This window comes from Nocardia neocaledoniensis, from assembly GCF_003182135.1.
GTDB classification, from domain to species: domain Bacteria; phylum Actinomycetota; class Actinomycetes; order Mycobacteriales; family Mycobacteriaceae; genus Nocardia; species Nocardia neocaledoniensis.
The window spans coordinates 247,784-273,861 of the sequence record NZ_QGTL01000003.1 but is presented as its reverse complement, the minus strand read 5'-3'; the positions used below and the strand labels follow the sequence as shown (position 1 = coordinate 273,861).

At 68.4% G+C, this 26,078-nt stretch carries 24 protein-coding genes; 14 read left to right on the top strand and 10 right to left on the bottom strand.

What is annotated here, in order from left to right; all coding sequences use genetic code 11:
• Positions 1 to 17 precede the first annotated feature (17 nt).
• Entirely contained in the window at positions 18 to 1,241 is a 1,224-nt protein-coding gene (locus DFR69_RS09500; protein ID WP_146229242.1) for a DUF7373 family lipoprotein, read from the bottom strand.
• A 26-nt stretch (positions 1,242 to 1,267) separates the two neighbouring features.
• Positions 1,268 to 2,500, bottom strand: a complete 1,233-nt coding sequence (locus DFR69_RS09495; protein WP_146229241.1) for a DUF7373 family lipoprotein — start codon at positions 2,498 to 2,500, stop codon at positions 1,268 to 1,270.
• Between the two features lie 312 nt (positions 2,501 to 2,812).
• Between DFR69_RS09495 and DFR69_RS09490 the strand changes: the two genes are divergently transcribed.
• Positions 2,813 to 3,286, top strand: a complete 474-nt coding sequence (locus DFR69_RS09490; protein ID WP_146229240.1) for a hypothetical protein — start codon at positions 2,813 to 2,815, stop codon at positions 3,284 to 3,286.
• A gap of 35 nt (positions 3,287 to 3,321) precedes the next feature.
• Here DFR69_RS09490 and DFR69_RS09485 read toward each other — a convergent pair whose 3' ends face one another.
• The 4 genes from DFR69_RS09485 to DFR69_RS09470 all read right to left on the bottom strand — a co-directional run bounded on the left by DFR69_RS09485 (position 3,322) and on the right by DFR69_RS09470 (position 8,644).
• Entirely contained in the window at positions 3,322 to 4,845 is a 1,524-nt protein-coding gene (locus tag DFR69_RS09485; RefSeq protein WP_373867054.1) for a serine/threonine-protein kinase, read from the bottom strand.
• A gap of 90 nt (positions 4,846 to 4,935) precedes the next feature.
• A complete protein-coding gene (locus DFR69_RS09480) occupies positions 4,936 to 6,168 on the bottom strand; it encodes a DUF7373 family lipoprotein (RefSeq protein WP_110037109.1) in 1,233 nt (410 codons plus the stop codon).
• Positions 6,165 to 7,364 (bottom strand): DUF7373 family lipoprotein, encoded by a 1,200-nt coding sequence (locus tag DFR69_RS09475; RefSeq protein ID WP_244198177.1) that lies wholly within the window; start codon positions 7,362 to 7,364, stop codon positions 6,165 to 6,167. Before DFR69_RS09475 ends, DFR69_RS09480 begins: the two co-directional genes overlap by 4 nt.
• Positions 7,365 to 7,438: 74 nt before the next feature.
• Positions 7,439 to 8,644, bottom strand: a complete 1,206-nt coding sequence (locus DFR69_RS09470; RefSeq protein WP_110037108.1) for a DUF7373 family lipoprotein — start codon at positions 8,642 to 8,644, stop codon at positions 7,439 to 7,441.
• 167 nt (positions 8,645 to 8,811) lie between these two features.
• On the opposite strand from DFR69_RS09470, the gene DFR69_RS09465 reads away from it, so the two are divergent.
• A complete protein-coding gene (locus tag DFR69_RS09465) occupies positions 8,812 to 10,113 on the top strand; it encodes an FHA domain-containing protein (protein ID WP_244198176.1) in 1,302 nt (433 codons plus the stop codon).
• Here DFR69_RS09465 and DFR69_RS09460 read toward each other — a convergent pair.
• The gene (locus tag DFR69_RS09460) at positions 10,110 to 11,555 is read right to left on the bottom strand and encodes a neutral zinc metallopeptidase (protein ID WP_110037106.1); all 1,446 of its coding nucleotides are present in this window, start codon (positions 11,553 to 11,555) and stop codon (positions 10,110 to 10,112) included. The two genes, DFR69_RS09465 and DFR69_RS09460, sit on opposite strands and share 4 nt — an antisense overlap.
• A 107-nt stretch (positions 11,556 to 11,662) precedes the next feature.
• On the opposite strand from DFR69_RS09460, the gene DFR69_RS09455 reads away from it, so the two are divergent.
• The 6 genes from DFR69_RS09455 to DFR69_RS09430 all read left to right on the top strand — a co-directional run bounded on the left by DFR69_RS09455 (position 11,663) and on the right by DFR69_RS09430 (position 18,720).
• On the top strand, positions 11,663 to 14,197 hold the full coding sequence (locus tag DFR69_RS09455; RefSeq protein ID WP_167456207.1) for an FHA domain-containing protein: 2,535 nt from the start codon (positions 11,663 to 11,665) through the stop codon (positions 14,195 to 14,197).
• Between the two features lie 73 nt (positions 14,198 to 14,270).
• A complete protein-coding gene (locus DFR69_RS09450; RefSeq protein ID WP_244198175.1) occupies positions 14,271 to 15,596 on the top strand; it encodes a hypothetical protein in 1,326 nt (441 codons plus the stop codon).
• A 155-nt stretch (positions 15,597 to 15,751) separates the two neighbouring features.
• Positions 15,752 to 16,195, top strand: coding sequence for a 50S ribosomal protein L13 (gene rplM, locus DFR69_RS09445; RefSeq protein WP_022567307.1), 444 nt, complete (start codon positions 15,752 to 15,754; stop codon positions 16,193 to 16,195).
• Positions 16,192 to 16,710, top strand: coding sequence for a 30S ribosomal protein S9 (gene rpsI, locus DFR69_RS09440; protein WP_110037104.1), 519 nt, complete (start codon positions 16,192 to 16,194; stop codon positions 16,708 to 16,710). The genes rplM and rpsI overlap by 4 nt, the downstream gene beginning before the upstream one ends.
• A gap of 164 nt (positions 16,711 to 16,874) precedes the next feature.
• Positions 16,875 to 18,212 (top strand): phosphoglucosamine mutase, encoded by a 1,338-nt coding sequence (glmM, locus tag DFR69_RS09435; protein ID WP_110037103.1) that lies wholly within the window; start codon positions 16,875 to 16,877, stop codon positions 18,210 to 18,212.
• 133 nt (positions 18,213 to 18,345) lie between these two features.
• Entirely contained in the window at positions 18,346 to 18,720 is a 375-nt protein-coding gene (locus DFR69_RS09430) for a hypothetical protein (protein ID WP_110037102.1), read from the top strand.
• Here the strand turns inward: DFR69_RS09430 and DFR69_RS09425 are convergent, their stop codons facing one another.
• Positions 18,721 to 19,146 (bottom strand): hypothetical protein, encoded by a 426-nt coding sequence (locus tag DFR69_RS09425; RefSeq protein WP_110037101.1) that lies wholly within the window; start codon positions 19,144 to 19,146, stop codon positions 18,721 to 18,723.
• An 8-nt stretch (positions 19,147 to 19,154) separates the two neighbouring features.
• Complete coding sequence (locus DFR69_RS09420; RefSeq protein WP_110037100.1) at positions 19,155 to 20,795, bottom strand: ABC-F family ATP-binding cassette domain-containing protein; 1,641 nt, start codon at positions 20,793 to 20,795, stop codon at positions 19,155 to 19,157.
• A 146-nt stretch (positions 20,796 to 20,941) separates the two neighbouring features.
• Between DFR69_RS09420 and DFR69_RS09415 the strand changes: the two genes are divergently transcribed.
• The 6 genes from DFR69_RS09415 to DFR69_RS09395 all read left to right on the top strand — a co-directional run bounded on the left by DFR69_RS09415 (position 20,942) and on the right by DFR69_RS09395 (position 25,334).
• The gene (locus tag DFR69_RS09415) at positions 20,942 to 21,133 is read left to right on the top strand and encodes a PspC domain-containing protein (protein WP_110037099.1); all 192 of its coding nucleotides are present in this window, start codon (positions 20,942 to 20,944) and stop codon (positions 21,131 to 21,133) included.
• 92 nt (positions 21,134 to 21,225) lie between these two features.
• Complete coding sequence (locus DFR69_RS09410; protein ID WP_110037098.1) at positions 21,226 to 21,528, top strand: DUF6802 family protein; 303 nt, start codon at positions 21,226 to 21,228, stop codon at positions 21,526 to 21,528.
• Positions 21,529 to 21,624: 96 nt separating this feature from the next.
• Positions 21,625 to 21,957 carry a hypothetical protein gene (locus DFR69_RS09405; RefSeq protein WP_146229239.1) on the top strand — a complete coding sequence of 111 codons (333 nt, stop codon included), beginning with the start codon at positions 21,625 to 21,627 and terminating at the stop codon, positions 21,955 to 21,957.
• Positions 21,958 to 21,965: 8 nt separating this feature from the next.
• A complete protein-coding gene (locus tag DFR69_RS09400; RefSeq protein WP_110037096.1) occupies positions 21,966 to 23,726 on the top strand; it encodes a hypothetical protein in 1,761 nt (586 codons plus the stop codon).
• 50 nt (positions 23,727 to 23,776) lie between these two features.
• Positions 23,777 to 24,205, top strand: a complete 429-nt coding sequence (locus DFR69_RS34795; RefSeq protein WP_186817430.1) for a hypothetical protein — start codon at positions 23,777 to 23,779, stop codon at positions 24,203 to 24,205.
• A gap of 130 nt (positions 24,206 to 24,335) precedes the next feature.
• Positions 24,336 to 25,334, top strand: coding sequence for a serine/threonine-protein kinase (locus DFR69_RS09395; RefSeq protein WP_425271596.1), 999 nt, complete (start codon positions 24,336 to 24,338; stop codon positions 25,332 to 25,334).
• An 18-nt stretch (positions 25,335 to 25,352) separates the two neighbouring features.
• On the opposite strand, the gene DFR69_RS09390 is transcribed toward DFR69_RS09395, so the two are convergent.
• A complete protein-coding gene (locus DFR69_RS09390; protein WP_146229238.1) occupies positions 25,353 to 25,937 on the bottom strand; it encodes a hypothetical protein in 585 nt (194 codons plus the stop codon).
• Between the last annotated feature and the right edge of the window lie 141 nt (positions 25,938 to 26,078).

Sequence of the window (26,078 nt, the reverse complement as noted above, 5' to 3'; positions counted from 1 at the left end):
TGTTCACGTTCACCTGGTCACTGGCTGTTCGCGAGCAGTGCGTACTGTGCCGCCGCGCGCTGATGCGCGTCGGCGAGCTGATCGCTTTCGACGGTCGCCACGTACTGGCGATAAGTCACCGCGCACCGGAAACGCTTGGTCTTGTAGTCGTCGTCGGGATCCTCGCCGCACAGTGCGTCCGGCACCGCCGAGGGCGGGGCAGCGGGATTCGGGTAGGCGCGCGCGAGAATCTGGGTGTTGAGCTTGCCCGCCGAGTCCTCGTCGCGGGCACGGAACAGCATGGTGGCGCTGGACATCGCGATGGACAGCGAGAATCGGTCCACTCCCGCGTCGGTGAGCACCGTTTTCCAGTGTGCCTGCGGGCCGACCTTGTGGAGGAATCCCCGAAGGTTCAGCGCTGCCTGCTGTCCGATGTTCGGCGACCCGTAGCCGTCCGGATTGAGCGTGCGGCGCAGCATCTGGTCCGGATCGTCCGGCAGGAAGAGCATCTCGGCCGGGCTGAGCGCGGGAATCTGATCCAGCAGCGGCAGCTGTGCGGCGTAGACCTTCTCCGTCAGGGCGGTCAACGCGCTGAGGTTCGCTTCCGGCGTGCCCAGGTAGAGGTTGACGACATAGCGCCCGTAGGCCAGCGTCGACCCGATCGTGGCGACGCCGGGACGCCAATGTGTATGCGCCGCAGGGTACTTGGACAGCGGAACGCGCTCGTTCTTGTCGGCGGCGACGGCGAAGTCGGTTTCCTCGATCTCGGTGGCGGCGCGCTTGGCGGTCTCGTCGTCCGGGAACTGCATCACCGTGACGGTGGTGAAGGTGGAACCGGGCACCGCCTTCGTGGAGTTGTCGTTCTCCTTGTCGGTCGAACTGCTGGCGAACCCGAACTGCATCCGATTTCGTTCCAGCACGGGCTTGTTGACGTTCGCCAGCACGTCGGTGGCCTTCTCGGCGTCCGTGATGGCGATGGACCCCGTGCCGAATTTGATCAGCGGGTCCACATCGACGCCGGTGACGACGTGGTCGGAGAGCCGCATGATGGCGAGATTCATCGCGCCGGAGAGATCGTTGTGGTAGTCGTATCGCATATCCAGCGGCGCGGTGGCCGCCGAGTACGAGCCCACATCCAAAGTGCGAACATCCAATTCGCCGGGAGTCGCGGTGCCGCTCGTGGTGCCGCAGCCCGAGGCGGTCAGAGCCGCGGTCACCGCGATGGCCACGCAGCTCAACACACGGGTTCGTGCCGAAGGCATCGACGATCCTTGCAATTTGTTCCGCATCACTTGGCCTTCGCGAGAATCGTGTACTGGGCGGCGACCCGCTGATGCACATCGATCAGCTGTGTCGCGGCGACCTGAGTGGTGTAGCGGTCGTAAGCGACGCTGCAGTAGTACTTCGTCGCGAACTTGTCGGGGCCGATGTATTCGAGGCATTTCGCGGTCGGCAGGTTCGCCGGGGCGGGGGCATCGCGCAGGAACTTCGACGAATCACCGAAGTAGTCCACGATCTTCGCCGCGCCAGCCGGATCCTTGGCGCGGAAGACGAAGTTGCCCTGCCAGGAGACGCGGTCGACTCCGCTCTCCTCGAACAGTTTCGCCATGTCCTCGGTGTCGCCGGTCAGTTGGAGACCACCATGGCGATCGTAAGCTCCGGGAATTCCGCGCTGATTCGAGTCGAGCGAGATCGTGTGCATCGCGCGGCCGAGCATTCCGTCGGGATCGACGTCGAGATCCATCATTTTGTCGACGGGGGTCGGAGTGAATTTCTGCAGCGCGGGCGCGACCTTGTTGATGCTCTTCTGGGCCAGTGTCACCAGTTTCTGTTCGTCCGCGGTCTTCAGGGTGCCCATGACGCTGTCGTAGACATAGGTGAAGATGACGAACCGGCCGATGGGCTTCCAGGATTTGATCATGCCCGGCCATTTCGGGCTCATCTGCGCGCGGACATCGTTGAGGTGCCCGACACCCGTCCCGACCGGCGGGAAGTAGGCATCCGGGTCGGTCGCCGCCTCTTCGGCGGCGAAGGCTTCGGCGGCCTTCGCGGCATCCTGTTCGGTATTGAACAGCATCGCGATGTTGTCGAGTTCGTAGGCGAGGGCCGGTTCCGCGTTCGAACGCGCCGTCGTGACGAATCCGGAGATGAATCCCGGTGCGCGTTCGTTCAATTTGGCCGCGTCGGCGCTCATGCGCGACTTGATCGCGGCGGACTCGTAGTCGACGAAAATTCGGACCGCGCCGCCCATAGCCGAAGGGGAGTATTTCGCCTCGGGCTCGATCTCCATGGGCAGCGGCATCGCATTACCGATACGCATGGCCTCGACCATGCCCGCCATGTCCATGTTGGTCGGTTTTCCGTAGACTTTCGGCTCCACGGGGAGGTTGCCGACGTCGAGTTTCGTCACATCGATGGTCGGCTGCGCCGACGTCCCCCCGTCGTCGGACCCGCATCCCGTGGTCGCCGCTATCGTCACAGCGAGACCGGCAGCGAGCAGCGCCGAACTCGTTCTCCTCATGTGATTCCCCTCCGTGGTGAGGCGACCGCGTCGTACTCGGTGGTCGCAGCCACTCGGAGCCTCCACAGCTACTTACCCGAGCGCTGGAGAGAAGATAGCACCCACATCGATCCATCTGCAGAGCTGATAGAACGCCCGCCCCGGCGCTGGATACGCTCTGGGGTCGTGGGATGTCGATGTGAGGTGCGGCGTGCGCTGGTGATGGGCGCAGCGCTGTTGTGGTTGGTGGGGTGCGGGGGTTCGGTGTCGGACCCGTCGAGTGCGACGCCTGGTCAGCATCTGGCCTGTGTCGCCGAGCGGCCCGCTGACTCGATGTTCACCAGCGAACCAGGGGTAGGGGGCTTCACGCTGCAGGTTCCGCGGCTGCCCGGTTGGACCCAGGGTCAACTGGAGGGCGCGTCGTCGCCGGGATTTGTGCTCCACCGGTTCGAGGCGCCGACAGCGGACGCCGAGATGGGCACGGCGACTGTCACAGTCAACGCATACAGCCCGATCGAGAACGCCGACGCCGCGCTCAGCACTCTCCGCACCCTGCGTGCGACCGGGCCCGGCTGGCAGGAATCGAGAAATGAGCCGATCGAGGTCTGCGGTCACCGGGGGCTGCGGGTCACCGGCATCGAGGTCACCACCGGGCTCGGTAGGCAGCTCGATTTTCTCGAATTTCCCTATGAGTCAGGGGGATCGGTGTATCCGATCCAGGTCGGAAGTCAGCTGAGGGTCGCCGACGCGGCACGCTATGAGGCGGATCTCCGCACCATCTTCGACGGTGTCCGCGTAGGGCCGTGAAACCGCGGACCCGGCCGCATGGCTGTGGCGTGCGGCTACTTCACCCGGCTTTTCAGGATGGGGAGCAGGCGGGAGAGGAGGGTTTGTTCGGAGTTGGCGGTCCAGGTGCGGATGGAGGTGACGGTGATCGGGTCGTCGATGGGGATGACGGTGGCTCGGGAGCCGGTGATCTGGTACGGGAGGCCGAGAAGGCCGCCGCCGCCTGCTTTTTCGTCGCTGCGGACGACGAGGATGTAGCTGTCGTCGGGGACGTCGAGGCGGGCGCTGGTGCTGTCGACCGGGCGGGGAGAGGGCTCGTCGCCGGACTTCGTGTAGTTGAAGTTGTAGACGAAACCGAGGTCCTGCAGGAATTGGGTCTGCAGGGTGCCGCCGAGGTAGGTGGCGACCTTTTTCTCGGCGTCGACGTCGACCATGAGGACCGTCTTGCCGGTGAAGGCCGGGTTGTCCTGGCGAGCCTGTTCGACGGGGCTCAGCGCGTTCTGCGCGGTCGTGGTCGTCGGGCCGCCGCCGGGGCCGCTGTCGCCGCTCGCCGCCCAGACGCCGATGCCGACGGCAACGGCGATGGCGGCGACCATGGCGCCCGCGGCGAGCGCGATCTTCTTCTTCGACGACTTCGGGGCGGGCGGCAGGGTCCGGTCGGACACGGTCGGCGCCTGGGCCGCCCACTGGGGCGGCGCCTGGATCGGGTACGTCGGTGACGTGTGATGGCCCGTGGGGTTCGATCCGGGGACCAGGGCGGCCGTCGCGGCGTCGGTGAATTCGCGGCAGGACAGGAATCGCTCGTGCGGATTCTTCGCCATCGCGCGGGCGAAGACCTGGTCGATGGCGGGCGGCAGGCCGGCGCGCACGCTCGTCGGGCGGGGCGGCGGCTCGTGCAGGTGGCCCATCATGACCATGGCCGGTTGCGTTGCGGGATAAGGGTTCTGGCCGGTGAGCAGCTTGTAGAACGAGCACGCCAGGCTGTAGATGTCGGCGCGGTGGTCGAGCTGGCCGCCGGAGAGCTGCTCGGGCGGGGCGTAGGCGATGGTCGCGAGGAAGCTGCCGGTCTGGGTGAGCTCGGAGGCGTCGTCGGTCGACTTGGCGACGCCGAAGTCGGTGAGCAGCACCCGTTCCTCGTCGCCGTAGGTGTTCGACAGCAGGAAGTTCGCGGGCTTCACGTCGCGGTGCAGCAGGCCGTGATGGTGCGCGAAGTCCAGGCCCTTGCCGACCTCGGTGACGATGCGCAGCGCGCGCAGCGGGGTCATCGCGTGCGGGTCGCGCGCGAGCTCGGCGGCGGCGTCGGTGCCCTCGACGAACTGCATGGCGATCCACAGCTGGCCGTGCTCCTCGCCGCGGTTGTAGACCGAGACGATGTTCGGGTGGTCCAGGCCGGCCGCGAGGTTGGCCTCGCGTTCGAAGCGGGCGCGGAACTCGGGATCGCGGCTGAGTTCGCCGCTCAGGATCTTGAGCGCGTCGGTCCTGGGCAGGCTCGGGTGACTGGCCAGATAGACCGAACCCATGCCACCCGCGCCCAGCTTGCGGATGATGCGGTACCCGCCGACGATGGTCCCTGGGCTCATCGCCATGTCCTACGATCTCCTGAGTCGTTACCGTGCTTCAGCTTCTCGGCGGGAGCATACTGGCCGCCGCGACAGTGCGCAGTCATCGGTTCAACGGGTGTTCGCGAAGAGCGCGTACTGCGCGGCCGCGCGCTGGTGGGCGTCGAGAAGCTGGTGACCGCCGACGATCCCGACGTACTGGTTGTAGGCGACCATGCAGCTGAAGCGCGTTTTGGTGGCCAGCGACTGGTTCTCCACGCAGACCGCGTTGGGCACATTGGGCGGTGCTGCGGCCTCGGCCTTGGTCCGCCAGGGGAACAGCTTGTCGGCGACCGCCCGCTTCGCGGTGCCGGGGTCCGGCGTGCGGATGCCGATCGAACCCCACGACAGCGCGACCTGGTCGGCCTTCATGGCGGTGAGCTGCTGGTCGACGTATTGCCGATCGCTGGGGAGCGCGTCGCCGGAGTAGTGCAGGACGCCGTGCTTCCCGGTGACGAGCAGGGTCCCCGAACCGTCCGGGTTCGCCAGCTCCTCGGGATTGAGGGTGCGCGCGACCAGCCGATCCGGGTCCCAGGGCAGCGACATGACCTCTTCGTCGGTCAGGGGTGTCGTCTCGGCGAGCGACTCGATCTGCTTGGTGTACGCCGTCTCGGCCATGGTGGTGAGGCCGGGCAGATCCGGTGACGGCACCGAAAGCAGGAAGGCGATGACGTAGGGGCCGTGCGGCATGACGGTACGCAGGAATGGTGCGTCTGGACGCCAATGTGACAGTGCCGCAGGATGTTTCGGCAGCGAGACCGGTTGGTTGCGGCCCTCCTGGGCGGCGAGATCGATGTCGTGGAATTCCCTGGCCGCCGCTGTCGCGGCCGCGGCGTCGGGGAACTGCAGGACCATCGTGGTCGCGGTGAACTTGGTGGTGTCCTTCTTGCTCGGCCAGGTGCTGGGGCTGTTGATCGTGGCGTCGGCGGAGGCTCCGCTGGATTCGAACCCGTAGAGCAGCTTGTGCTTCTTCGCGACGGGTTCGAGCGCGATGTCGTTGCCGAGGGCCTGGGGCAGCAGCCCGGCCGACACCGTCGACGCGCGTTTGCCGTAGATCATCTGCGGATCGATGTCGTGGGAGTTGACGACGTAGTCCGCGATCCGCATCCCGGCGACCTTGTACATCTCGTAGAAGTCGGGGAGTTTCGGATCGTCGTGCGCGTCGTACGGCTCGGTCGGATACGGGCCGACGTCGAGGGTGCGGATATCGACCTCGGCCGGCGTCGCGGTGCCGGACACCGAACCGCAGCCGGTGAGCACGGTGATCAGCGAGGCCGCGAGCAGCGCGGTGCCGCGGCGCCTCATGCGGCGTTCACCAGTAACGCGTACTGGGCGGAGATCCGCTGCTGGGCGTCGAGGAGCTGATTCGACCAGACGTAGGCGGCGTAGCGGTCGTAGGACACCGCGCAGTAGAACCGCACCGCCATCCGCTCCCTGCCGATGTACTCCTTGCACTGGGCGAAGGGCAGATTCTTCGGTGCCTCGGAGCGGGTGAACTTCTTGGTCAGGCCGCCGATCTCGTCGCGCACCGCCTGGGCGCCCGCGATGTCGCGAGCCTGGTAGACGTCGGAACCGTCGCTGGCGTACAGATCGACACCGGCACTGTCGATGATCTTCGCCATGGCGACGGGGTCGGAGGTGAAGTGGCGCGCGGTCCGCCCGGCGTAGACGCCCGGCGGATTGATCCAGGAGTCCTCGCGGGGTCGCGGCGCGGTACGCCCGAGCATGCCGTCGCGATCGCGTTGCAGCGAGGTCAGCTTGTCGCTCGGAGTGGGGACGAACTTCTGCACCGAGGGGACGATGGTGTCGAGGCTCTTGCGCGTCAGGTCCAGCAGCGCCTGCTTGTCCACCTTCTCCAGCCAGATCTTGAGGTAGTCGTAGAGCCAGGTGTAGATAACGAGATGGCCGGTGGCGAACCAGGATCCGATCGACTGCTGATCGGGCTGCCAATGCGCCTTCGCCGCGGGGTAGCCGGGGATCTCGATCGGCTGGTTGTTCGGCGCGTACTCGAAATCGGCGCGCTCGAGGGCGACGGCCGCCGCGGCGGCCTTCTGCTCATCGGGGAAGATCATGACCGCGTTCACCATGTCGATGCCCTTGTTCTGGCGCTCGGTCTCGGCGGAGCTCACGAAGCCGCCGATGAAATCCGGCGCGGTCTCGGCGAACCGGTCGACGGCCATGATCTTGCCGAGCGAGGCCTCCGCGTCGAGGAACACCGTCGCGATCGAGGGATTGGTGTGCACGAAGCGCGGGTCGATATCGGCCGGGGTCGGCACGAAATCGCCCAGTCGCTCGGCCTCGATGAACCGGCCCTGATCGAGATTGGCGACCACGCCGACCTCGCGCGGCTGGGTGGCGTAGCCGCCGACATCGAGCGAGGCCAGATCGACCGGCGGGTCGGTGGCTTCGGCCTGCTCGTCACCGGTACCGCACGCGGCCACGGTGAGCAGCGCGGCCGCCAGCGCGACGCACGCCCTTCTCGGCATTCCCCGGGTCCGCACGACGATCATCCTCCCCAATCGATGGTCGGCGGAATCCTACGACACCGGGCCGACGAAGGGGCGGGCTCGATCGGTCACAGACTGTTCGCCAGCAAGGCGTACTGCGCGGAGATCTTCTGCCGCACGTCGGGCTCCTGGTCGGAGCTGACGATGCCGAGGTAGCGCTTGTACGGGACGTAGCAGCGGTACTTGTACTCCTCCTCGGAGTCGCCGTCGTCGTTGAGTTGCAGGCATTTGGCGCCGGGGATGTCGGTGGGCGCGGGCAGGGCGTCGTAGTGGCCGGCGCTGTCGATCAGGCCGGTCATCAGGGCCTGCGCCCCGGCCAGGTCGCGCACCCGGGTCACCGAGCCGCCGTCGACCAGGGCGATGTGCTCGGCGCCCGCGGATTCGATGAGCCGCTGCCGCGCGGCCTGGTCGTCGGCGTTGTTCACCAGATGCGCGGGGCTGTAGACCCCGAACGAGTGCTGATCGGGATCGAGACCGGCGCGATCGGCCACGACGGCGCGGGCCAGCAGGCGCTCGCCGTCGACCGGGAGATCGGCGAGGTCGCCCATGGGAGTGGCGGTGAAGGTCGCGAGCTGGGCGAGTTCGGCGGCGAGGGTCTTGTCGACCCAGGCGGTGAGGTCGGCGGAGTCGGCGCGCGGACGCTGGATGAACAGCGAGATCACGAACTCCTCGTGCGCGAGGAAGGCGCCGATGGTCGGCACGTTCGGTCGCCAATGCACGTACGCCTCAGGATATTTGGTGGAGGCGAGCTTGCGGTTCTCCGGCGAGACCGCGAGGTCGACGTCCTCGAGTTCCCGTGCGGCGAGGGTGGCCGCGCCGGCGTCGGGGAAGCGGAGCAGGGCGGTGGTGACCGCGGTCGTGTCGTCGGAGGGTCGGGTCTGGCCCACCGGGTCGGGCTTGTCGGAGCCGAGCGCGGCGTAGCCGGTGACGAACTTGCGGTTCTCCAGAACGGGTTTGGACACATTGGCGACGAAATCGAGCGCGCGCTCCACATCGGGGATGACGGTGCCGCCGCGACCGTGCGACAGCGACGAGTCGATCCGCACGGCCGGAACGACCGCCGCCGACATCCGCATCCCCTCGACCAGCGCGCCCTCGTCGCCCGCGGTGTCGTCGTAGCTGTGCCGGTCGGTGGCGTAGGTGCCGGTTTCCAGGCCGCGCACATCGGGTTCACCGGCGATCGGTGTGCCGCTCACGGCGCAGCCGGTGAGAACGGCGGTCAGCGCGGCGCAACAGAGCGCGGACGCGATCCGGATCTTGGTCGAATTGCTCATCACAGGCCCCTCGCGTTCTTCGCGCTGTAGCAGTGAAGTTACCGGACGAAAGCCGCCCAGGGGGACCGATGTGGGCGGGTTTGCCATAGTCTGGAGTGCATGGCGACGACCCTGCTGCGCGGTTCCGGTGGAGGCCGATACCTGTGAAGGATCGGCAGGTCGAAGTCGTGCCAGGAAGTCATGCCGTCGCGCGGGTCGCGGGCGCGGTGATCGTGGTGGCGCACCGGGGTCCGGGTCGTCCGACCGCGGAGGACACCGCGGCCGTCGCCCTGGAATCGCTGGCCGAGCTGGTGCGCGCCGCCGCCGAGGACCAGCCCGGCGGGCCCGGCTCCGTGGTCGCCCGCGAGGCGACCCGCTGGCTGATGAAATACGCCGAGCAGATCTCGCCCGGTGTTCCCATCGACTTCGGGGTGCTCTCGGCCGCCGACAACGGCGGCGTGGCGATCTTCCTGCACGGCGCTGTCACCGCCGTGCTCGCCGGGGACGGCGCCAACGAGTACTACCGGGGCAGCGACGCCGCGTTCACGGTCGACCGGGTCGCGTCCGAGCCGGCCAAGGCGGTCGCGCTGTTCGTCGACGACGCCAAGGGCCGCATCCCTGATCTGCCGCCCGAACGCGGCCTCGGCTGGCTGGTCGAGGGCATCGCGCAGGCCGGCGGTGCCGTGGTCTGGTCCAACGGCGCGCGCTCGCGGGTGCGTACCGCCGAGCCGGCCGGTGAAGTGCGCAGGCCACCGCCGCAGACCGCCCGCATCGATCGGGAACCGCGTCCGCCGCAAGCCGATTCGCGCCCGGTCGAGCAGCCCGCCACCGGGATGCAACCGGCGACCTCGATGCTGGACGCGACCGGCAACGCGACCGGCCCCGGCCATCCCGCGGTGACACCACACGACCCGCACAACGCCGAGACCCGAGCGGGCGGCACCAACCCGGCCCCCGAACCCGACCCCGACCTGCAACGACGCCTCGAGGCGACCGCGCGGGCGACGGTGCTCACGGTCAAGGTGATGGGATTCAAGTGCGCGCGTGCGCATCCCAGCGATCCGCGCTCGGCGTTCTGCACGGTCTGCGGCATGCCGGTCGACCAGACCCAGGCCCTGAGCGAGGTCGTGCGACCGCCGCTGGGCATGCTCGTCCTCGACGACGGTATGACCTACCTGCTCGCCGCCGACGCGGTGATCGGCCGCGACCCTGAGCACTCCGAGGCCGCCCAGCGCGGTCTGGTCCCGCTGCGGGTCGACGACACCTCGGGCGGCATGTCCCGCGCGCATGCCGAAGTGCACCTGGTGAATTGGGACGTGCAGCTCATCGATCGCGGCTCGACCAACGGCACCCGCACCAGGCTGCCCGGCTACCGCGACTGGGTCCGCCTCACCCCGAACCAGCCGATGGTGCTGATCCCCGGCACCGAGGTGATGATCGGCAACCGGGTCCTGCGCTACGAACCCGCCGCGCCGCCGCCGTTCGGTTAGGAATAGCGCGACAGGCAGGTGGTCTCGCCGTTGAGGACGCCCGCGCGGAACGCGTCGACCCGCGAGAAACCGCTCGGCACCGTGTTGCCCTCGGTGTCACTGGCGGCCAGACCGTCGGTGAGCAGGCCGGAGACGGCCTCGTCGAGGTCGCCCGCGGAGAGCTGGATGTCGCCCTGGCTGGCCGGGCGGCCCGGCTCGGCCAGCTTGCCGGTGACCACGCCCGACAGGCAGGCCGCGCGCAGGCCGGTCTTGGCGCCGGTGAGCTGCTGACCGTGTCCCCGCTGCACCGCGAGCGTGTAGCGGGAGATGAAGACGACGTAGCCGTTGTAGTCGCCGCTGACCTTCACCGGCAGCGGGCCGTCGTCGTCGTTGTCGACCGAGCCGCGCTCGGCCAGGCCGGGGACGTCGGTGGCGATGACGTTCTTGGCCGGGCAGTAGGTGACCGGCTCGGTGGCGGCGCCGTCGGCGCAGTCGATCTTCGCGCCCGAGTAGTCGTAGGTCGGGCTGTCCTCGACGGGGAGGATGGCCTGCAGCGCCTTGCTCAGCTCGACCAGGTTGTCCTTCGAGATCGGGTACTCGCCGCGGCCCTGGTCGCCCGAGAAGCTCTGCGGGAGGTTGCCGCGACGCTGGTCGATCTCCTCGTCGTCGATGCCCTTGCAGCCGCGCGGGCCGTCGGTGAAGCCGATCTGCACGGCGGTGACCCGCTCGAACGCCGAACCGTGCACGCTCTCGGGATCGTCGGGGTCGGAGTCGCGGATCGAAACGGTCGCGGCCAGAACCGAATTCAGGCCGTCGGAGGTGTTGATCGTGAAGTGCTTCGACTTGCCCTCGGCGACGTGGCGCATGAACGCGCCGGCGAAGCAGTCCGCCTGCTGTTCCTTGACCAGCACCGGCGTCTTCTTGGTGACCAGCTTGGCCATGGTCTGGATGGCGTGGCCGTACTCGTGGGCGAGCACCATCACCACCGACATCTTCCCGAAGGTCTCGGTCATGGTGGGCAGCAGCATCGCGCGGTCCCAGCCGATGGAATTGTCGCTGCGGCAGTAGGCGGCGTTGACCAGGTGGTAGGTCGTCTCCTTGCAGAACTCCACCGCCTGGCCGCGGGCGGCGCGGGCGTTCCAGGAGATCAGCTTCTCGACCGGCTCGAAGGTCTCGCCGCGGAACTCGGTGCCGAACACGCCCTGCCAGTAGGCCTGGATGTCGTCGATCGCGTTGAGTGCCAGCGTGTCGACCTCGCCGCCGTCGCCGTTGGTCGCGGTCAGCGTCGTGTCGGGGACGCCGGGGCGCGGCCCGTTCGGCCCGCCGGTGGTCGGCAGGCCCGCCACCTTGAACGGATCGTCGTAGATCGAGACGCCGTGACCGTCGATCGCCCGCGTGCAGCCCACACTCAGCAGTGTGACCAGCGCAGCGGTGATCGCAACGAACACTTGGCCTTTCGACATCAGTCCCCCTGATCGGCCGGAAACATGGGCAGGTCGAGTGCCGGATCGGGCTTTCAGCCGTCTCGGGGGCACCGCCGATGTCCGGGCGATGGCATAGTATCCGCTCCATGTCTTCACCGGGGGCGCAGACCATCACCGTGCGCCATGATGGAACCGAACGAGTCTTCGAAGCGAGCCAGCAGATCACCATGGGCCGGGCGCCCGAGGTCACCCTGTTCGTGGACAGTCCGCTGGTCTCTCGCGTGCACGCCACTCTGCGCTTCCAGAACGGCGCCTGGGTGCTCGCCGACAACGGCAGCACCAACGGCGTGTTCGTCGACGCGCGCAGGCTGAGCCAGCCCGTCTCGATCGACCGGCCGACGCAGGTGCGTCTGGGGGACGCGATCAGCGGGCCGCTCCTGCATCTGGTTCCCGCGGCGCCGAACTCGCGCCACGCGGCCACGATGCTCGCCCAGCCGTCCCAGCCGCCCGCTCAGCACCGGCCGCCGCCGCAACGTCCGCAGCAGCCGTTCCCGCCGCAGCAGTCCAGACCGAATCCGCCGCAGCAACCGCAGTACGTGCCGACCTCGCAGCTGCCGTCGCAGCCGCAGCCGATGGCGCCGCAGGACAACATCAACATGACCCGGCGCGCCGATTCCTCGATGCTGCCGCCGGTGCGCAAGTCGGCCTCCACCGAGCCGGTGGCCCGCGGTGACCGCATCCCGCCCGGCGGCCTGAGCATCGGCCGTACCTCCGACAACCAGATCGTGGTGAACGATCCGCTGGCCTCGCGCAAGCACGCGCGGCTGGTGTCCTCGTCCGAGGGCCTGGTCATCGAGGATCTCGGATCGGCCAACGGCACCTTCGTCAACGGGCACCGGCAGCAGCGCACGGTGCTGCGCGAGCGCGACATCGTCACGATCGGCAACATCGACTTCGTCGTCGCGCAGGGGGCGCTGGCGCATCGGCAGAAGCCGGTCGCCGAACTCGGGCTCTCGGTGCACGGCGTCGGGTTCACCGTCGAGGGCAACAAGCAGCTGCTCGTCGACGTCAACATGCAGGCGGGCCGGGGCACCCTCACCGCGCTGATCGGTCCCTCCGGCGCGGGCAAGTCGACGCTGTCGAAGCTCATCGCGGGCAACACTCAGCCCTCGGGCGGTGTGGTCACCTTCGAGGGCCGCAACCTGCACGCCGAGTACGAGGCGCTGCGCTCCCGTATCGGCATGGTCCCGCAGGACGACGTGCTGCACCGTCAGCTCACCGTCCGCCAGGCCCTCGGCTTCGCCGCCGAGCTGCGCCTACCGCCCGACACCACCAAGGCCGACCGTCAGCAGGTGATCGACGGTGTGCTGCAGGAGCTCTCGCTCACCCAGCACGCCGATACCCGCGTCGACCGGCTCTCCGGCGGTCAGCGCAAGCGCGCGTCCGTCGCGATGGAGCTGCTCACCGGCCCCTCGCTGCTGATCCTGGACGAGCCGACCTCGGGCCTCGACCCGGCGCTGGACCGCCAGGTCATGCAGATGCTGCGCGAACTGGCCGACGCCGGCCGCGTGGTGATCGTGGTGACGCACTCGGTCGCCTGCTTGGACATGTGCGACCAGGTGGTGCTGCTCGCGCCCGGCGGCAAGACCGCCTTCGCCGGTCATCCCGGTGGCGTCGGCGCGGCGCTGGGCACCTCGGACTGGGCGGAGATCTTCGCCAAGGTCGCGGCCAACCCGGACCAGGCGTTCGCCGCCTACCGATCCAGACAGGCCTATGTGCCACCGCCACCGCCACCCCAGCCGCTGCAGCGCGGCAACGCGGGCGCGCCGCCGCAGTCCAGCGGGATGCGCCAGTTCAGCACGCTGGCGCGCAGGCAGCTGCGATTGATCTTCGCCGACCGCGGCTATCTCGCGTTCCTGGTGGTGCTGCCGTTCATCCTCGGCGCGCTGTCGCTGGTGGTTCCCGGTACCGACGGCTTCACCGAGGGCCCGTTGATCGCCCAGCCGGACGGTTCGTTCGCGCGCTCCAGCGGCGGTGAGGCCCAGCAGCTGCTCGTGGTGCTCATCCTCGGCGCCTGCTTCATGGGCGCCACGCTCACCGTGCGCGACCTGGTCGGCGAGCGGTCGATCTTCTATCGCGAACGCGCGGTGGGCCTGCTGCCCTCGGCGTACCTGATGGCGAAGATCGTCGTGTTCAGCGTGACCGCGTTCCTGCAGTCGGCGGTGCTGGTCGGCATCACGTTCCTCGGCAAGAAGGCGCCGCCGGAGGGCGCGCTGATCCCGCCGGGCGGCGTCGAGCTCTACATCGACATCGCGATGACGGCGGTCTGCTGTGTGGTGTTCGGCCTGTTGATGTCGAGCCTGGCCAAGTCCAACGAGCAGGTCATGCCGATGCTCGTGGTGATGATCATGGTGCAGCTGGTGATGGCGGGCGGCCTGATCCCGGTGACCGACCGCGTCGGCCTCGAGCAGGTGTCGTACCTGTTCCCGTCGCGCTGGGGGTACGCCGCGGGCGCGGCGACGGTCGACCTGCGGGAGCTGGTCATCGGCGCCCAGGAGGACCCGCTCTGGGTGCACGAGCCGGGGATCTGGATCCTGAACATCGTGCTGCTCGTGGTGATCACCGCGATCCTGGCGGTCATCACCTGGAGCCGGCTACGCCTGAAGAAGACGCAGTCATGAGCGATTGCCAGGTCAGAGCCGTATCGGCGGGCAAGCTGCGCGCGTCGCTCGCCGACCGGGCACACTTGAGCCTGTGACCGTTCGAGTTGGCGCCCTGCATCTGGGGTGGGATGTGGTGTCCGTTGCCGCGGGCGGCGGACAGACCCCGATCCGCCCGGTTCAGGTGGAGGGCACCTACACCCCACCCGCCTATCTGCTCGCCGACGCGGCGGGCCGGCTGCACACCGCGGGCGTCGACCGGCAGCGGCCGGATCTCGGCATGGCGATCGCCGACGTGCGCGACATCCTCGGGCACCCGCAGATCGTGATCGCCGGGGCCACCTGGCCCGCGGAGCTGGTGTTCCGCGCGCGGCTGTACAACCCGCTGGCCGCGGTCGGCAAGTACCTGCGCGGCAAGCCGCAGCTGGTCGCGCTGCCGTACCCGGACAGCTGGCCCGACGAGAAGGTCGACATCTACGCGGCCCTGGTCGAGCAACTCGACGTGGTCGTCGAGCCGCTGCCGGAGAGCGTCGCGCTCTCGGGATATGTGCGCGCGCTCGGCCTGGTCTCCCCGCCGAGCGAGCGGCACCGGCACGGCATCGGCGCCACCGGCGTGTACTCCGACGGCCGCACGCTGCTGGTCGTCGCCGTGCACGGCGACGACGAACAGCCCACCGAATCGGTCGAGGTGGCCGTCAGCGCCGAGGCGCTGCGGGATGCCCGCTCGGCCGACAACGTGGTGATCGAGGCGATGGCCGCGGCCCGTTCGATCGGCGCCGACACCTCCACCGTGCTGCTGGCGGGCAACGTCTGCTTCAACGACGCGCTGCGCCTGGCCTTCCAGAACCACCTCGGCCAGCGCCTGCAGGTGGCCGATCATCCGATGCACGCGCTGGTGCTCGGCGCCGCGCATCTGCTGGTCACCGAGCCGGGGCTGGACGAGGACGACTACCCGGACTCGCCGCATCCAGGGCAGGGCTACGCCGCGCAGGTCGGCTGGGGCGCGCCGCCGTCGGCGCCCGCGCCGGGCCAGCCACCGAGCCCGGCCGGGATCGTCGCCGGTCCGCCCGCGCAGTCCGGCGGGCGGCACGCGCTCGACGACCCGGAGGACGACGCCTCGCGCGGCAACCTGCTCGGCAAGGTGAAGAAGGGCTTCTTCGGCGCGCCGGCGGTCGTGGGCGCCGTCGCACTGGCGGCGACCGCCTGGCACGCGGGCACCGCCGCTCCCGCGGTCGCGGCCGAGCCGGTGGCCTGCGCGTTCACCCCGTACGCGCACACGATCCCGCCCGAGGGCATCGCGAGTGCGCGCGGCGGCGGGCTGGTCGACGACTCCTGTGCGACCCCTGGCATCGATACCCTGCGCTATCGCCTCCCCGGCCCGGCGCGGGCGACCGACCCCGGACCGCCGGTGGTGATCTAGGGGCCTCGGCCCGATTGTGGCCCGGTGATGCGTGGCTGGTATCGTGGTCCGCTGGTGTGTGGCAGCACGTCGAAGTCCCGGGTCTCCACCGGCCGCCGGGACGCTTCGATCCGCACCCCGTGGCCGGCAACACCGACGACAGACAGGGAACGACTGTGCCTACGTACAGCCCCAAGGCAGGTGACGTCACCCGCAAGTGGTACGTCATCGATGCCACTGACGTAGTCCTCGGCCGTCTCGCCGTGCAGGCCGCTGGCCTGCTGCGCGGCAAGGGCAAGCCGACCTACGCACCGCACGTCGATGGTGGCGACTTCGTCATCATCATCAACGCGGACAAGGTTGCCATCTCCGGCAACAAGAAGCAGGACAAGCTGATCCACCACCACAGCGGACACCCGGGCGGCCTCAAGTCGCGCACTGTCGGCGAGGTGTTGGCGACCCGTCCCGATCGTCTCGTGGAGAAGGCCGTCAAGGGCATGATCCCGAAGAACAAGCTGGGCAACGCGATCGCGGGCAAGCTGAAGGTCTACGCAGGCCCGAACCACCCCCACGCCGCGCAGCAGCCGGTTCCGTTCGAGATCAAGCAGGTGGCCCAGTGACCGCTCCTGAAGAGTTCACCCCCGAAGAGTTCGACGCGGTCGACGAGACCGTGGTCGAGGTCGTCGAAGACGGCGAAGGCTACGAGGCCGAGTACGTCGAAGAAGCCACCTACGCCCCGATCGTGATCGATCGCCCGGTGCAGACCGTCGGCCGCCGTAAGGAAGCCGTCGTTCGTGTGCGCCTGGTTCCCGGCTCGGGCAACTTCGTGCTCAACGGCCGCACCATCGAGGACTACTTCCCGAACAAGGTGCACCAGCAGCTCGTGAAGTCCCCGCTGGTGACCGTCGAGCGTGTCGAGTCCTTCGACATCTACGCTCGCCTGGTCGGTGGCGGCCCCTCGGGTCAGGCGGGCGCGCTGCGTCTGGCCATCGCCCGTGCGCTGATCGAGGTCACCCCCGAGGATCGCCCCGCGCTCAAGCGCGCCGGCTTCCTGACCCGTGACCCGCGTGCCACCGAGCGCAAGAAGTACGGCCTCAAGAAGGCCCGTAAGGCGCCTCAGTACTCGAAGCGCTGATTTACGCACTGCCGGCCACCATCGTTCGCATCCGCTAGGTATGCTCCCCGCGAGAGCGGGGACGAGCCCGGTCGGCGGAGCACGTGTGCGAGAGCAGGCTTCCAGCACGGCTGGTCGCCTGCTCTCGTGCTGTATTCGGGGACCTACTACCAGTAGAGGGTTTTATGGGACGGCTGTTCGGCACCGACGGTGTTCGTGGACTCGCGAACGACTCACTGAGTCCGGAACTGGCGATGCGCGTCGCCGCGGCGGCGGCACAGGTGCTCTCGCGCGGTAAGAAGCGCGCGGTCGCGGTGGTCGGTCGTGACCCGAGGGCCAGCGGCGAGATGCTCGAGGCCGCGGTGACCGCGGGCCTGACCTCGGTGGGTGTCGACGTCCTCTCCGTCGGCGTGCTGCCCACCCCCGCCGTCGCCTACCTGACCGGCCTCTACGACGCCTGCTTCGGCGTGATGATCTCCGCCTCGCACAACCCCATGCCCGACAACGGCATCAAGATCTTCGCGGCCGGTGGGCACAAGCTCGACGACGCCGTGGAACAGCGGATCGAGGCCCTGATCGCCGACGGCGTCACCGTGCGCCCGACCGGCGCCGGGATCGGCCGCGTGCGCGGCGACTACACCGTCGAGGGCACGCACGAACGCTATGTCGAGCACCTGCTCGAATCGACCGGCCAGAACCTGTCCGGGCTGACCGTCGTCGTCGACTGCGCGCACGGCGCTGCCGCCGAGGTGGCGCCCCAGGTGTACCGGGAGGCGGGCGCGACGGTCATCGCGATCAACGCCGAACCCGACGGCCTCAACATCAACGACGGTTGCGGCTCCACCCATCTCGACGCCGTGCGCGCCGCGGTGCTCGAGCACGGCGCCGATCTCGGCATCGCCCTCGACGGCGACGCCGACCGCTGCCTCGCGGTGGACGCCGCGGGCGAGACCGTCGACGGTGACGCGATCATGGCGGTGCTGGCGCTGGCCATGCGCGAGGCGGGCGAACTCGTCGACGACACCCTGGTCGCGACCGTGATGAGCAACCTCGGCCTGCACATCGCCATGCGCGCCGCCGGGATCACCGTGCTCACCGCCGCCGTCGGCGACCGCTACGTGCTGGAGGAACTGCGCCGCGGCGGATACAGCCTCGGCGGCGAGCAGTCCGGCCACGTGGTGTTCCCGCGCTTCGGCACCACGGGCGACGGTGTGCTCACCGGCCTGCGCCTGATGGCGCGGATGGCGCAGACCGGCCGCTCGCTGAGCGAACTGGCCGCGATCATGAGCACGGTGCCGCAGGTGCTGGTGAACGTGCCCGTCAGCGACAAGGCCGCCGTGGCCGCCGCCCCCGAGGTGCGCGACGCGGTCGCCGAGGCGGAGCGTGTGCTCGGCGAATCCGGCCGGGTGCTGTTGCGGCCCAGCGGAACCGAGCAGCTGGTGCGGGTGATGGTCGAGGCGACCGATCCGGCGCAGGCGCGGCAGCTGGCCGACGATCTGGCCAAGCGGGTCGCCGCCGTCTAGCTGTACGTCTGGCGGGCCGCGCCGGTCCGCTCTACTATCGGGCTACGCCGTAGGACCTGTGTGCCGGTGGCGCGTGTGCTGCTCGGCGCACCGGATAGTTTGGCGCGCAGCACGATTCGAAGGGGGCCGATCCATGGCGTCGCTGCCTGCCCGCAACTATCCCGACCAGGACCGGTACCCGCTCGACTACGGCACTCCCGACCCCTATCACCGCTGCGGTGGCGCGTGCGGCAGGCCGGGCTGCCGGGATGTGCCGCAGGGCTATTCGCACCACACCGTCCCCATCCGGGACGAGGGCTACGGGCAGCCCGTCGAGCACTACGAGCCGGTCCCCGAGCCGACCCGCGGCATGTCCCTGCCCATGCCGAGGGTGCCGCGGTCGCGCTCGCTCATCGCCGTGGTCGCGATTCTGTTCGTCACCGGTCTGGCGGGGCTGCTCGGCGCGAAGTTCGGCTCCGACATCGACCTGTTCGGCGTCGCGGAAACGGCTGTGGTGCAGTCGTTCTGATCAGAACTGGCCGGCGACGAAACCGCTGAACAGCACCAGGAACCCGCCGACCTCACCGGCGATGAGCCCGTACATCGACAGCCGCAGCCCGGCGGGAATCGTGCCCGCGAACTGGTTGGTGGTGTCGCGCTTGGCGCCGTGCAGCGCGTAACTGGCGATCGCGCCCGCGAAGAACCCGAGAATCACCAGGTCGGCGCTCAGGTTGACGATCGTCGGCCACGCGCTGAGTTCGGTGAACACCGCGAGCAGTACCCCGGCGAAGGAGTACATGAGCGCCGCGCGATGCGCGATGTCGACGTAGACGTGCGCCGCGCCCTCGGCCGAGGTCCGGATGCCGTGGTACTTCCACGCCCCGAGCAGCAGCGCGCTCAGGAAGATCAGGCCGGTGGCGAGCAGCGTGACGCGGGTATCGATGCCGAGGTCCATGCCGGGTCCTATTTCTCGGTGAGCGTGCCGTCGGCCATGTGCCAACGCCGGGTCGCCCGGACAGAATCCAGCATCCGGCGGTCGTGCGTCACCAGAATCAATGTGCCGGTGAAGGATTCGACGGCTTGTTCGAGCTGTTCGATCGCGGGCAGGTCGAGGTGGTTGGTCGGTTCGTCCAGCACGAGCAGATTCACGCCGCGCGCCTGCAACAGCGCCAGCGCCGCCCGCGTGCGCTCGCCGGGGGAGAGCGTGTCGCAGGCGCGGGTGACGTGCGGACCGCGCAGCCCGAACTTGGCCAGCAGGGTGCGGACGTCGGCGTCGGGCCAGTCCGGCATGGCCGTACCGAAGGTGTGCGCGAGGCTGTCGGCGCCACGGAACAGGCCACGCGCCTGGTCGACCTCGCCGATCTCGACACCGGAACCCAGTGTGGCGGAACCGGAGTCGGGGCTGATCTTGCCGAGCAGCAACCCGAGCAGGGTGGACTTGCCGGAGCCGTTGGCGCCGGTGAGGACGATGCGATCGGCCCAGTCGATCTGGGTGGTGATCGGGCCGAGCGTGAACTCGCCGCGGCGCGCGACGGCGTTCACGGCGGTGGCGACGACCGCGCCGCTGCGTGGCGCGGCGGCGATCTCCATCCGCAGCTCCCACTCCTTGCGCGGCTCCTCCACCACGTCCAGCCGTTCGATGCGCCGCTGCGTCTGCCTGGCCTTGGCCGCCTGCTTCTCGGTGGACTCGGCGCGGGTCTTGCGGCCCATCTTGTCCGAGTCGTTCTTGCCCTTGCGGCGGGCATTGCGCACACCGTGCTCGAGCCAGTTGCGCTGCATCTGCGCCCGCGCCTCCAAACCCGCCTTGGTGTCGGCGAATTCGTCGTACGCCTCGCGAGCGTGCCTGCGCGCGATCTCGCGCTCGGCCAGATACGCCTCGTAGCCACCGTCGTAGAGACCCACCTGCTGTTGCGCCAGGTCCAGCTCCAGCACTCGATTCACAGTGCGCGCCAGGAACTCCCGGTCGTGGCTGATCACCATCAGCGGCACGCGTACCCCGGTGACGAAGCGCTCCAGCCGGTCCAGACCGTCGAGGTCGAGGTCGTTGGTCGGCTCGTCGAGCAGCAGGATGTCGAAGCGCGACAACAACACCGAGGCCAGACCAGCCCGCGCGGCCTGGCCGCCGGAGAGTCCCGTCATCGGCGTGGCCAGCCCGCCTGCCAGGCCGTCGGTGAGTCCGAGATCGGCGGCGACCTCCTCGGCACGCTGATCCAGATCGGCGCCGCCGAGGGCGAGCCAGTGTTCGAGGGCGGGGGAGTAGTCGTCGTCACCGCCCTCGCCGAGCCGTTCCGCCGCGTCGTCCATCACCCGCTGCGCGTGCGCGACACCGGTTCGGCGGGCCAGGAATTCGAGCACCGTCTCGCCCTCGATCCGCTCCGGCTCCTGCGCCAGATAGCCGACCGTCGCGTCCGGCGGGCTCACCGTGATGCTGCCCGCGGCGGGCGCCCGCTCGGCGAGCATCCGCAGCAGCGTCGACTTGCCCGCGCCGTTCACCCCGACCAACCCGATCACATCACCGGGCGCGAGGGTGAAGTCGAGGTCGGCGAACAAGGTCCGCTCGGCGTGCCCGGCGGACAGACCGGTGGCTTGCAATGTCGTGCTCACCCCCTAGAGTCTGCCCGCCTCGGGGTAGGACCCTGAGATCGGGCCCGGCGGAAATCAGGGTGCGAATGGGTCTGGCGACCGATGCGACCGGGGCCTGCCGATCGGCACAGTGGAGTCATCACCGCTCGACAGGAAGGCAACACACAATGACTGCCCCCGCCCGCCGCTTCACCCGTTCGACCAGCGACAAATGGATCGCCGGCGTCTGCGGAGGGATCGCGGAGTACTTCGGCTGGAACGCCAACATCGTCCGCCTGGTCTTCGTCGTCTCCTGCCTCCTGCCCGGCCCCCAGTTCCTGATCTACCTGATCCTGTGGATCATGATGCCCAAGAAGTGAGGCCCGACCCCTCCCACACCCGCTCGCGGATGACAAGATGGTGGAAACCCCGCCGCGCCGTCATCCGCGAGTTCCGTTTGAGGAGGAGTCCCATGGTCACCTCAGGCGACAGCCTCGGCCTACCCGACATCGACGCCCACACCCCGCTGGGCAACCTCGGCCCCGTCGAACTCCATCAGCCGTCCCAGGACCTCGACGGCGACGGCGTCGTCGACTCCATCACCAACGCCACGCCCCACGACACCAGCATCTGGTCCGACTACGACCACGACGGCATCGCCGACCACGTGACGGTGGTCGAGTCCGACGGGGACTACGCGGCCTGGGAGTACCACCGGCACCCCGACGGGACGTCGGAGTGGCGGCGGACGGACCAGGGGAATCTGGGGGAGTGAAACTCTTCTCCGTCGGTGGGAACCGGTGGGGAGGTTCGCGCGTCGAACTAGGTAGGGCGCCGGTGTGGCGCACCCGAGGCAGCTGGAGGTGGGGGAATGGGTGACACGGTTTCTGGCGGACTCAAGGTGGATCAAGGTGCGATGGATCGAACGATCAGCACTCTGAGAGACACCGTGTCGACGACCCGCACGTCGGCGAAGCAGGTCGCTTCGCTGGAGTGGTCCGCAGCCGATGCCGGTCGGGCCTACGCCAGTAGTGGCCAGAAGATCGATGCGGCCCTGGACACGGTTGTCGGCTGGGCCAAGATCTGGACCAGTGCCTCCGAAGGGCTCGCCGATGCGATCGGCACAGCGGTGATCGAGTACACCGCCGTCGACACCCGCACCGCACGTGGCCTCGACGGTGTCGCCCCGAGCCCGGTGAAGTAGGCGCGGCGATGACCAAGTCCATGGACGATCTCCTCAACGACGGCGCACCGGGCCTGCAGTACTTCGAGCAGCTGGGCCCGCGCTATGCCGCCGCCTTCGGCGGAAGCTTCGACTTCTACGCATTGGTTCGGCCATACGACAACGAACGCGGGATGAGCGTGGCCAAGCTGGAGGCTGCCTCGACGGCCCTTCGCCAGCTGCTGACCACGGCCGATTCCAAGATCACCGCGCAACAGTCGGCCGCCCAGACGATGCAGGCGGGTTGGCAGGGTGCGGCCGCCGAGGCCGCCGCCGGTCAGCTCGGCCAGATCGCCTCGATGGCGAGCGAAGACCGCGACGCCGTGCGGAACTTCGAAGCCGCGCTCTCCACTGCGGCAGCGCAGATTCCTGCGCTCGTCACAGCCAAAGCGGACACGGTCTCGAAGTTGATGGAAGGGTCGGTCGACAAGTACGTCGGAGCGAAGACCAAGGCGGTCCCGACGGTCGGAGGGTTGGACCCGGTCGGCATCGACAGCGTGATAGACGGGTCGAAGACGGGGAGCGGCGTTCTCGACCACGAGTTGGCGGCGATGACCTCACACCGCACCGTGGAAGGCGTGGCAGACATCCCGGATACCTCCGCGGAGATCAAGAACAAGACCTCCCCGGAATACAAGGATGCGATCAAGGAGATCTGCAAGCGCTGGCTATCGATCGTTTTCATGCCGGACTACAACGACAAGGTGCGGATATTCCAGGATCAGTGCACCACGACTCGTCTCGCCATCGAGAACCTCTTCACATCTGTGGAGACAGCGGCTGCCGGAGTTGTCGAGCGTAGCTATCCCTCTGTGCACGGCAGCGGGACGGCACCCGCTGCCACCGAACAGCAGCCGCAGGGTGATCAGAAGCAGCCGGTCCAGGACGGCAAAACCCAGCCGCAGGGTACCCAGCAGCAAGCCCAGGGCGGCGATACCCAGTCGCAGGGAGATCAGTCGGGCGGCAGCAACCAGCCGTCCACCGGAACCCCGACAACGACGGCCGGGACTCAGACCGGCGATACCACCGGCACGAAGACCGCTACTCAGAACACCGACGATTCGAACGATGACACCGATACCAGCACGGCGCTGAGTACCCTGACGTCGACGATCAGTGAGCTGGGCACCTCGCTGTCGAGTGCGTTGACCGGTGATCTCGGGGACACGATCACCTCGGCGGTGGAGTCGGTCGGTACGTCCCTCAGTGACGGCATCGAGCAGCTGACCGAGCAGGCGAGCAGTCTGATGTCGAGCGAGCACTCGGCGTCCTTCCAGATCGGCGACACCAAGGTCAGCGTGGAAGCCGGGGAGAACGGGCTGTCGTTGACGACCACTGACGCGGATGGTGGGACGAACAAGTACTCGTTGACGTTGGACGAGAACGGGAACCCGGTGATCACCCAGGAGTCGACCACCGCTGATGCCGGGGGAGCTTCAGCCGAGCAGGGTGACGGTTTGTCCGCGGGCACACCGCAATCCGGTGCCGCCGAAGGTTCGGACGATACGGCAGCCGATGGAGGCAACGATGTCGATCAGCCGGATACCGGGGCCCCCACTCCGAACGCCCCGGTGACCAGCGGGAGCGGGGTGGACGACCAAGCCCCGGCCCCCGTGGTCAACGGCGGTCCCGCCGCGCCGCGTCCGGCGAATCAGGAATCCGACGGTGAACACACCCCTGGTATAGAGAACCATCCCGTGAATGATCCCGGCGACAGCGGCGCGGTTCTGGCCGAAGCGGGTCCGCTGTGACGCGGACATGCGGCGGCGGAACACTCTCGACGCGGGGAGAATGACCGACCGTGGACTATGCGGCAGAGATCGAGCAGATCGCGGCGGAGGCGCGTCGGCGGTCAGCACTGTTGATGGACGAGATCGACGAGATCAACCGGCAGACATCGTTGCGCGCGGAACAGTTCGCTGTCGATGCGGCCGAGCGGCTACGTGCGCTGAGCGAGTCGGAGCCCGGTCCGGACTCGATTGAATCTGTTGAGCCACAACATGTTCAACCCGAGCCTCCAGCCGACGTCACCCGTGTGGAGGAAGTTCGGGCTCCTGCCCCGTTCGTGCCCGACCCCGCCATGTCGCCTGAGGAACAACGGCAGGCGGAGATTCGCGCTGCTGTCGCCCGTGCGCGGGCGGCGCGCGAGGCCCGCTCGACCGTGGCGCCGTCCGACGGGGACTACGACTCGGAATCCGAGTACTACCGCCGTTCGACCTGGCTGGACTGACGCACGCGTCGACGGGGAACGGTTGGTCGCGAGGCCGCCGAAAGCGAAGGGCGAAAGCTGGGTGAACGACTTGCTGCCAGGTGGATCGATCGCGGGATACCGGCTCGAGCGCGTACTCGGGCGCGGCGGAATGGGCACGGTGTACCTCGCGCAGCACCCGCGGCTGCCGCGTTCGGTGGCCTTGAAGCTGTTGGACGAGAACATGTTCGGTGACGCCGAGGCGCGGGCTCGGTTCCAACGCGAAGCCGACCTCGCCGCGCGCCTCGATCACCCGAATGTCGTCACCGTTTTCGACCGGGGCGTGGAGGGTAGGCGGCCGTGGATCGCCATGCAGTACGTGCACGGCACCGACGCGGGCGCCGAGGGACGGATCGAGCCGCAACGGGCGGTTCGGATCGTCTCCGAGGTGGCCGCGGCGCTGGATTTCGCCCACGGACATGGGGTGCTGCATCGAGACATCAAGCCGGCGAACATTCTTCTCGGGCGCACCGAGACTGCTCAGCCGGAGCGTGTCCTGGTCGCCGACTTCGGTATCGCGCGGCTACAGTTCGATCAGAATCCACTGACACAGACCGGGACATTCACTGCCACTCTGGCTTACGCGTCGCCAGAGCAATTGGCAGGTCTGCCACTGGATCCGCGGTGCGATCAGTATTCCCTCGCTTGTACCTTGTTCGTCCTGCTGACGGGGGCTCCGCCGTACGCCGCGACGAACCCGGTCGCCGTGATCCAGGCGCATATGTCGGCCGATCCACCGGCGATCTCGACGCACAGCCGCAATCTGCCGGCGGCACTGGATCCGGTGCTGCGGCGAGCTCTGGCCAAGCGTCCGGGGGATCGGTTCGGGACCTGCGCGGAGTTCGCCGACGCCGTGACGATGGCCTTCCAGTCCCCGCTGGTCGACCTGGGGCCATGGTCTGACAGCAGGACATCCCCGACGGCCGCCGCCACGCCACCGGTCGCGGCGGTGAGATCGGGAAGTGCGATGTCGGCACACCGTCAGACCACGCCCGCGCCCTTCGGTCGAGGACGGCGGCAGGGTGTATGGCGTCAGCGCTTCGAGACGTTGGGCGTCATCCTCGCTCTGGGCTGGGTCATCGCGATCGTCCTGCTCGCTGTGCTGTCCTGAATCGCGGCGGCTGTGGGATCAAGCCGGGCGAGGTTCGATGGACTGGAGCAGACCCCAGTCGAAATGCGCCCAGTAGAGGCAGTCGTCGCCGGTCTCTGGGTCCAGTGTCTTCAACGAGGCCACATCTCCGATGGAACCGAAACCGTCAACGAAATCGGTAGGCCCCAAAGTGATTTCGTGGAACTCCGCCCAAGTGCATGACCAAGGCACGAGGTCGGCTACCGATGCCACCGCAGGTCGTGGTGAGCCGGGTGTACGCAGGAGGTTCCTCAGCAATGCGTTGTGGCCTGATATCTCCATCCATTCCAGGCGTAGACCCGGCCAGAAAGGCAAATCCCACCCCGCATAACGTATTTCGCGGCCACCGTGGTTCTCCGTCCGTTCGGAGTCCGGTGTGCCCCAGGCATCCAGGTACTCCGCGATCCTGGTGAACTTGTTCGTTGCGCTGGTGAACCACCACCGTTTCTCCGCGGCGGCAGCCTCATCTCGTGTCGCCCCGAGCTCGGCCAAGAGCTTCCTGCTCTGTTCCGGAGCGCTGGTGCACATCGCATGCAACATCGAAAGCTGGAAGTCGTACAGCGACGTCACTGGCCCGCTCGTCATCGTTCCTCCCTATTGCGATCGAACGTACCGAACATCGGCCGACAGGCCATGTGCCTGCGCGGTCGGTGCTGACCGGAAGTGAACTGCGACCGCTCGATCTGATCACCGATGAGCGACCATGATGCGGCCCGCGGTGCGGGC

What these genes read in the sequence shown, in the direction of transcription:
- DFR69_RS09500 (WP_146229242.1), bottom strand. Translation starts at nt 1,241, where the DNA reads ATGCCTTCGGCACGAACCCGTGTGTTGAGCTGCGTGGCCATCGCGGTG.
- DFR69_RS09495 (WP_146229241.1), bottom strand. Translation starts at nt 2,500, where the DNA reads ATGAGGAGAACGAGTTCGGCGCTGCTCGCTGCCGGTCTCGCTGTGACG.
- DFR69_RS09490 (WP_146229240.1), top strand. Translation starts at nt 2,813, where the DNA reads ATGTTCACCAGCGAACCAGGGGTAGGGGGCTTCACGCTGCAGGTTCCG.
- DFR69_RS09485 (WP_373867054.1), bottom strand. Translation starts at nt 4,845, where the DNA reads ATGAGCCCAGGGACCATCGTCGGCGGGTACCGCATCATCCGCAAGCTG.
- DFR69_RS09480 (WP_110037109.1), bottom strand. Translation starts at nt 6,168, where the DNA reads ATGAGGCGCCGCGGCACCGCGCTGCTCGCGGCCTCGCTGATCACCGTG.
- DFR69_RS09470 (WP_110037108.1), bottom strand. Translation starts at nt 8,644, where the DNA reads ATGAGCAATTCGACCAAGATCCGGATCGCGTCCGCGCTCTGTTGCGCC.
- DFR69_RS09460 (WP_110037106.1), bottom strand. Translation starts at nt 11,555, where the DNA reads ATGTCGAAAGGCCAAGTGTTCGTTGCGATCACCGCTGCGCTGGTCACA.
- DFR69_RS09455 (WP_167456207.1), top strand. Translation starts at nt 11,663, where the DNA reads ATGTCTTCACCGGGGGCGCAGACCATCACCGTGCGCCATGATGGAACC.
- glmM (WP_110037103.1), top strand. Translation starts at nt 16,875, where the DNA reads ATGGGACGGCTGTTCGGCACCGACGGTGTTCGTGGACTCGCGAACGAC.
- DFR69_RS09430 (WP_110037102.1), top strand. Translation starts at nt 18,346, where the DNA reads ATGGCGTCGCTGCCTGCCCGCAACTATCCCGACCAGGACCGGTACCCG.
- DFR69_RS09425 (WP_110037101.1), bottom strand. Translation starts at nt 19,146, where the DNA reads ATGGACCTCGGCATCGATACCCGCGTCACGCTGCTCGCCACCGGCCTG.
- DFR69_RS09415 (WP_110037099.1), top strand. Translation starts at nt 20,942, where the DNA reads ATGACTGCCCCCGCCCGCCGCTTCACCCGTTCGACCAGCGACAAATGG.
- DFR69_RS09410 (WP_110037098.1), top strand. Translation starts at nt 21,226, where the DNA reads ATGGTCACCTCAGGCGACAGCCTCGGCCTACCCGACATCGACGCCCAC.
- DFR69_RS09405 (WP_146229239.1), top strand. Translation starts at nt 21,625, where the DNA reads ATGGGTGACACGGTTTCTGGCGGACTCAAGGTGGATCAAGGTGCGATG.
- DFR69_RS09400 (WP_110037096.1), top strand. Translation starts at nt 21,966, where the DNA reads ATGACCAAGTCCATGGACGATCTCCTCAACGACGGCGCACCGGGCCTG.
- DFR69_RS09395 (WP_425271596.1), top strand. Translation starts at nt 24,336, where the DNA reads ATGGGCACGGTGTACCTCGCGCAGCACCCGCGGCTGCCGCGTTCGGTG.
- DFR69_RS09390 (WP_146229238.1), bottom strand. Translation starts at nt 25,937, where the DNA reads ATGACGAGCGGGCCAGTGACGTCGCTGTACGACTTCCAGCTTTCGATG.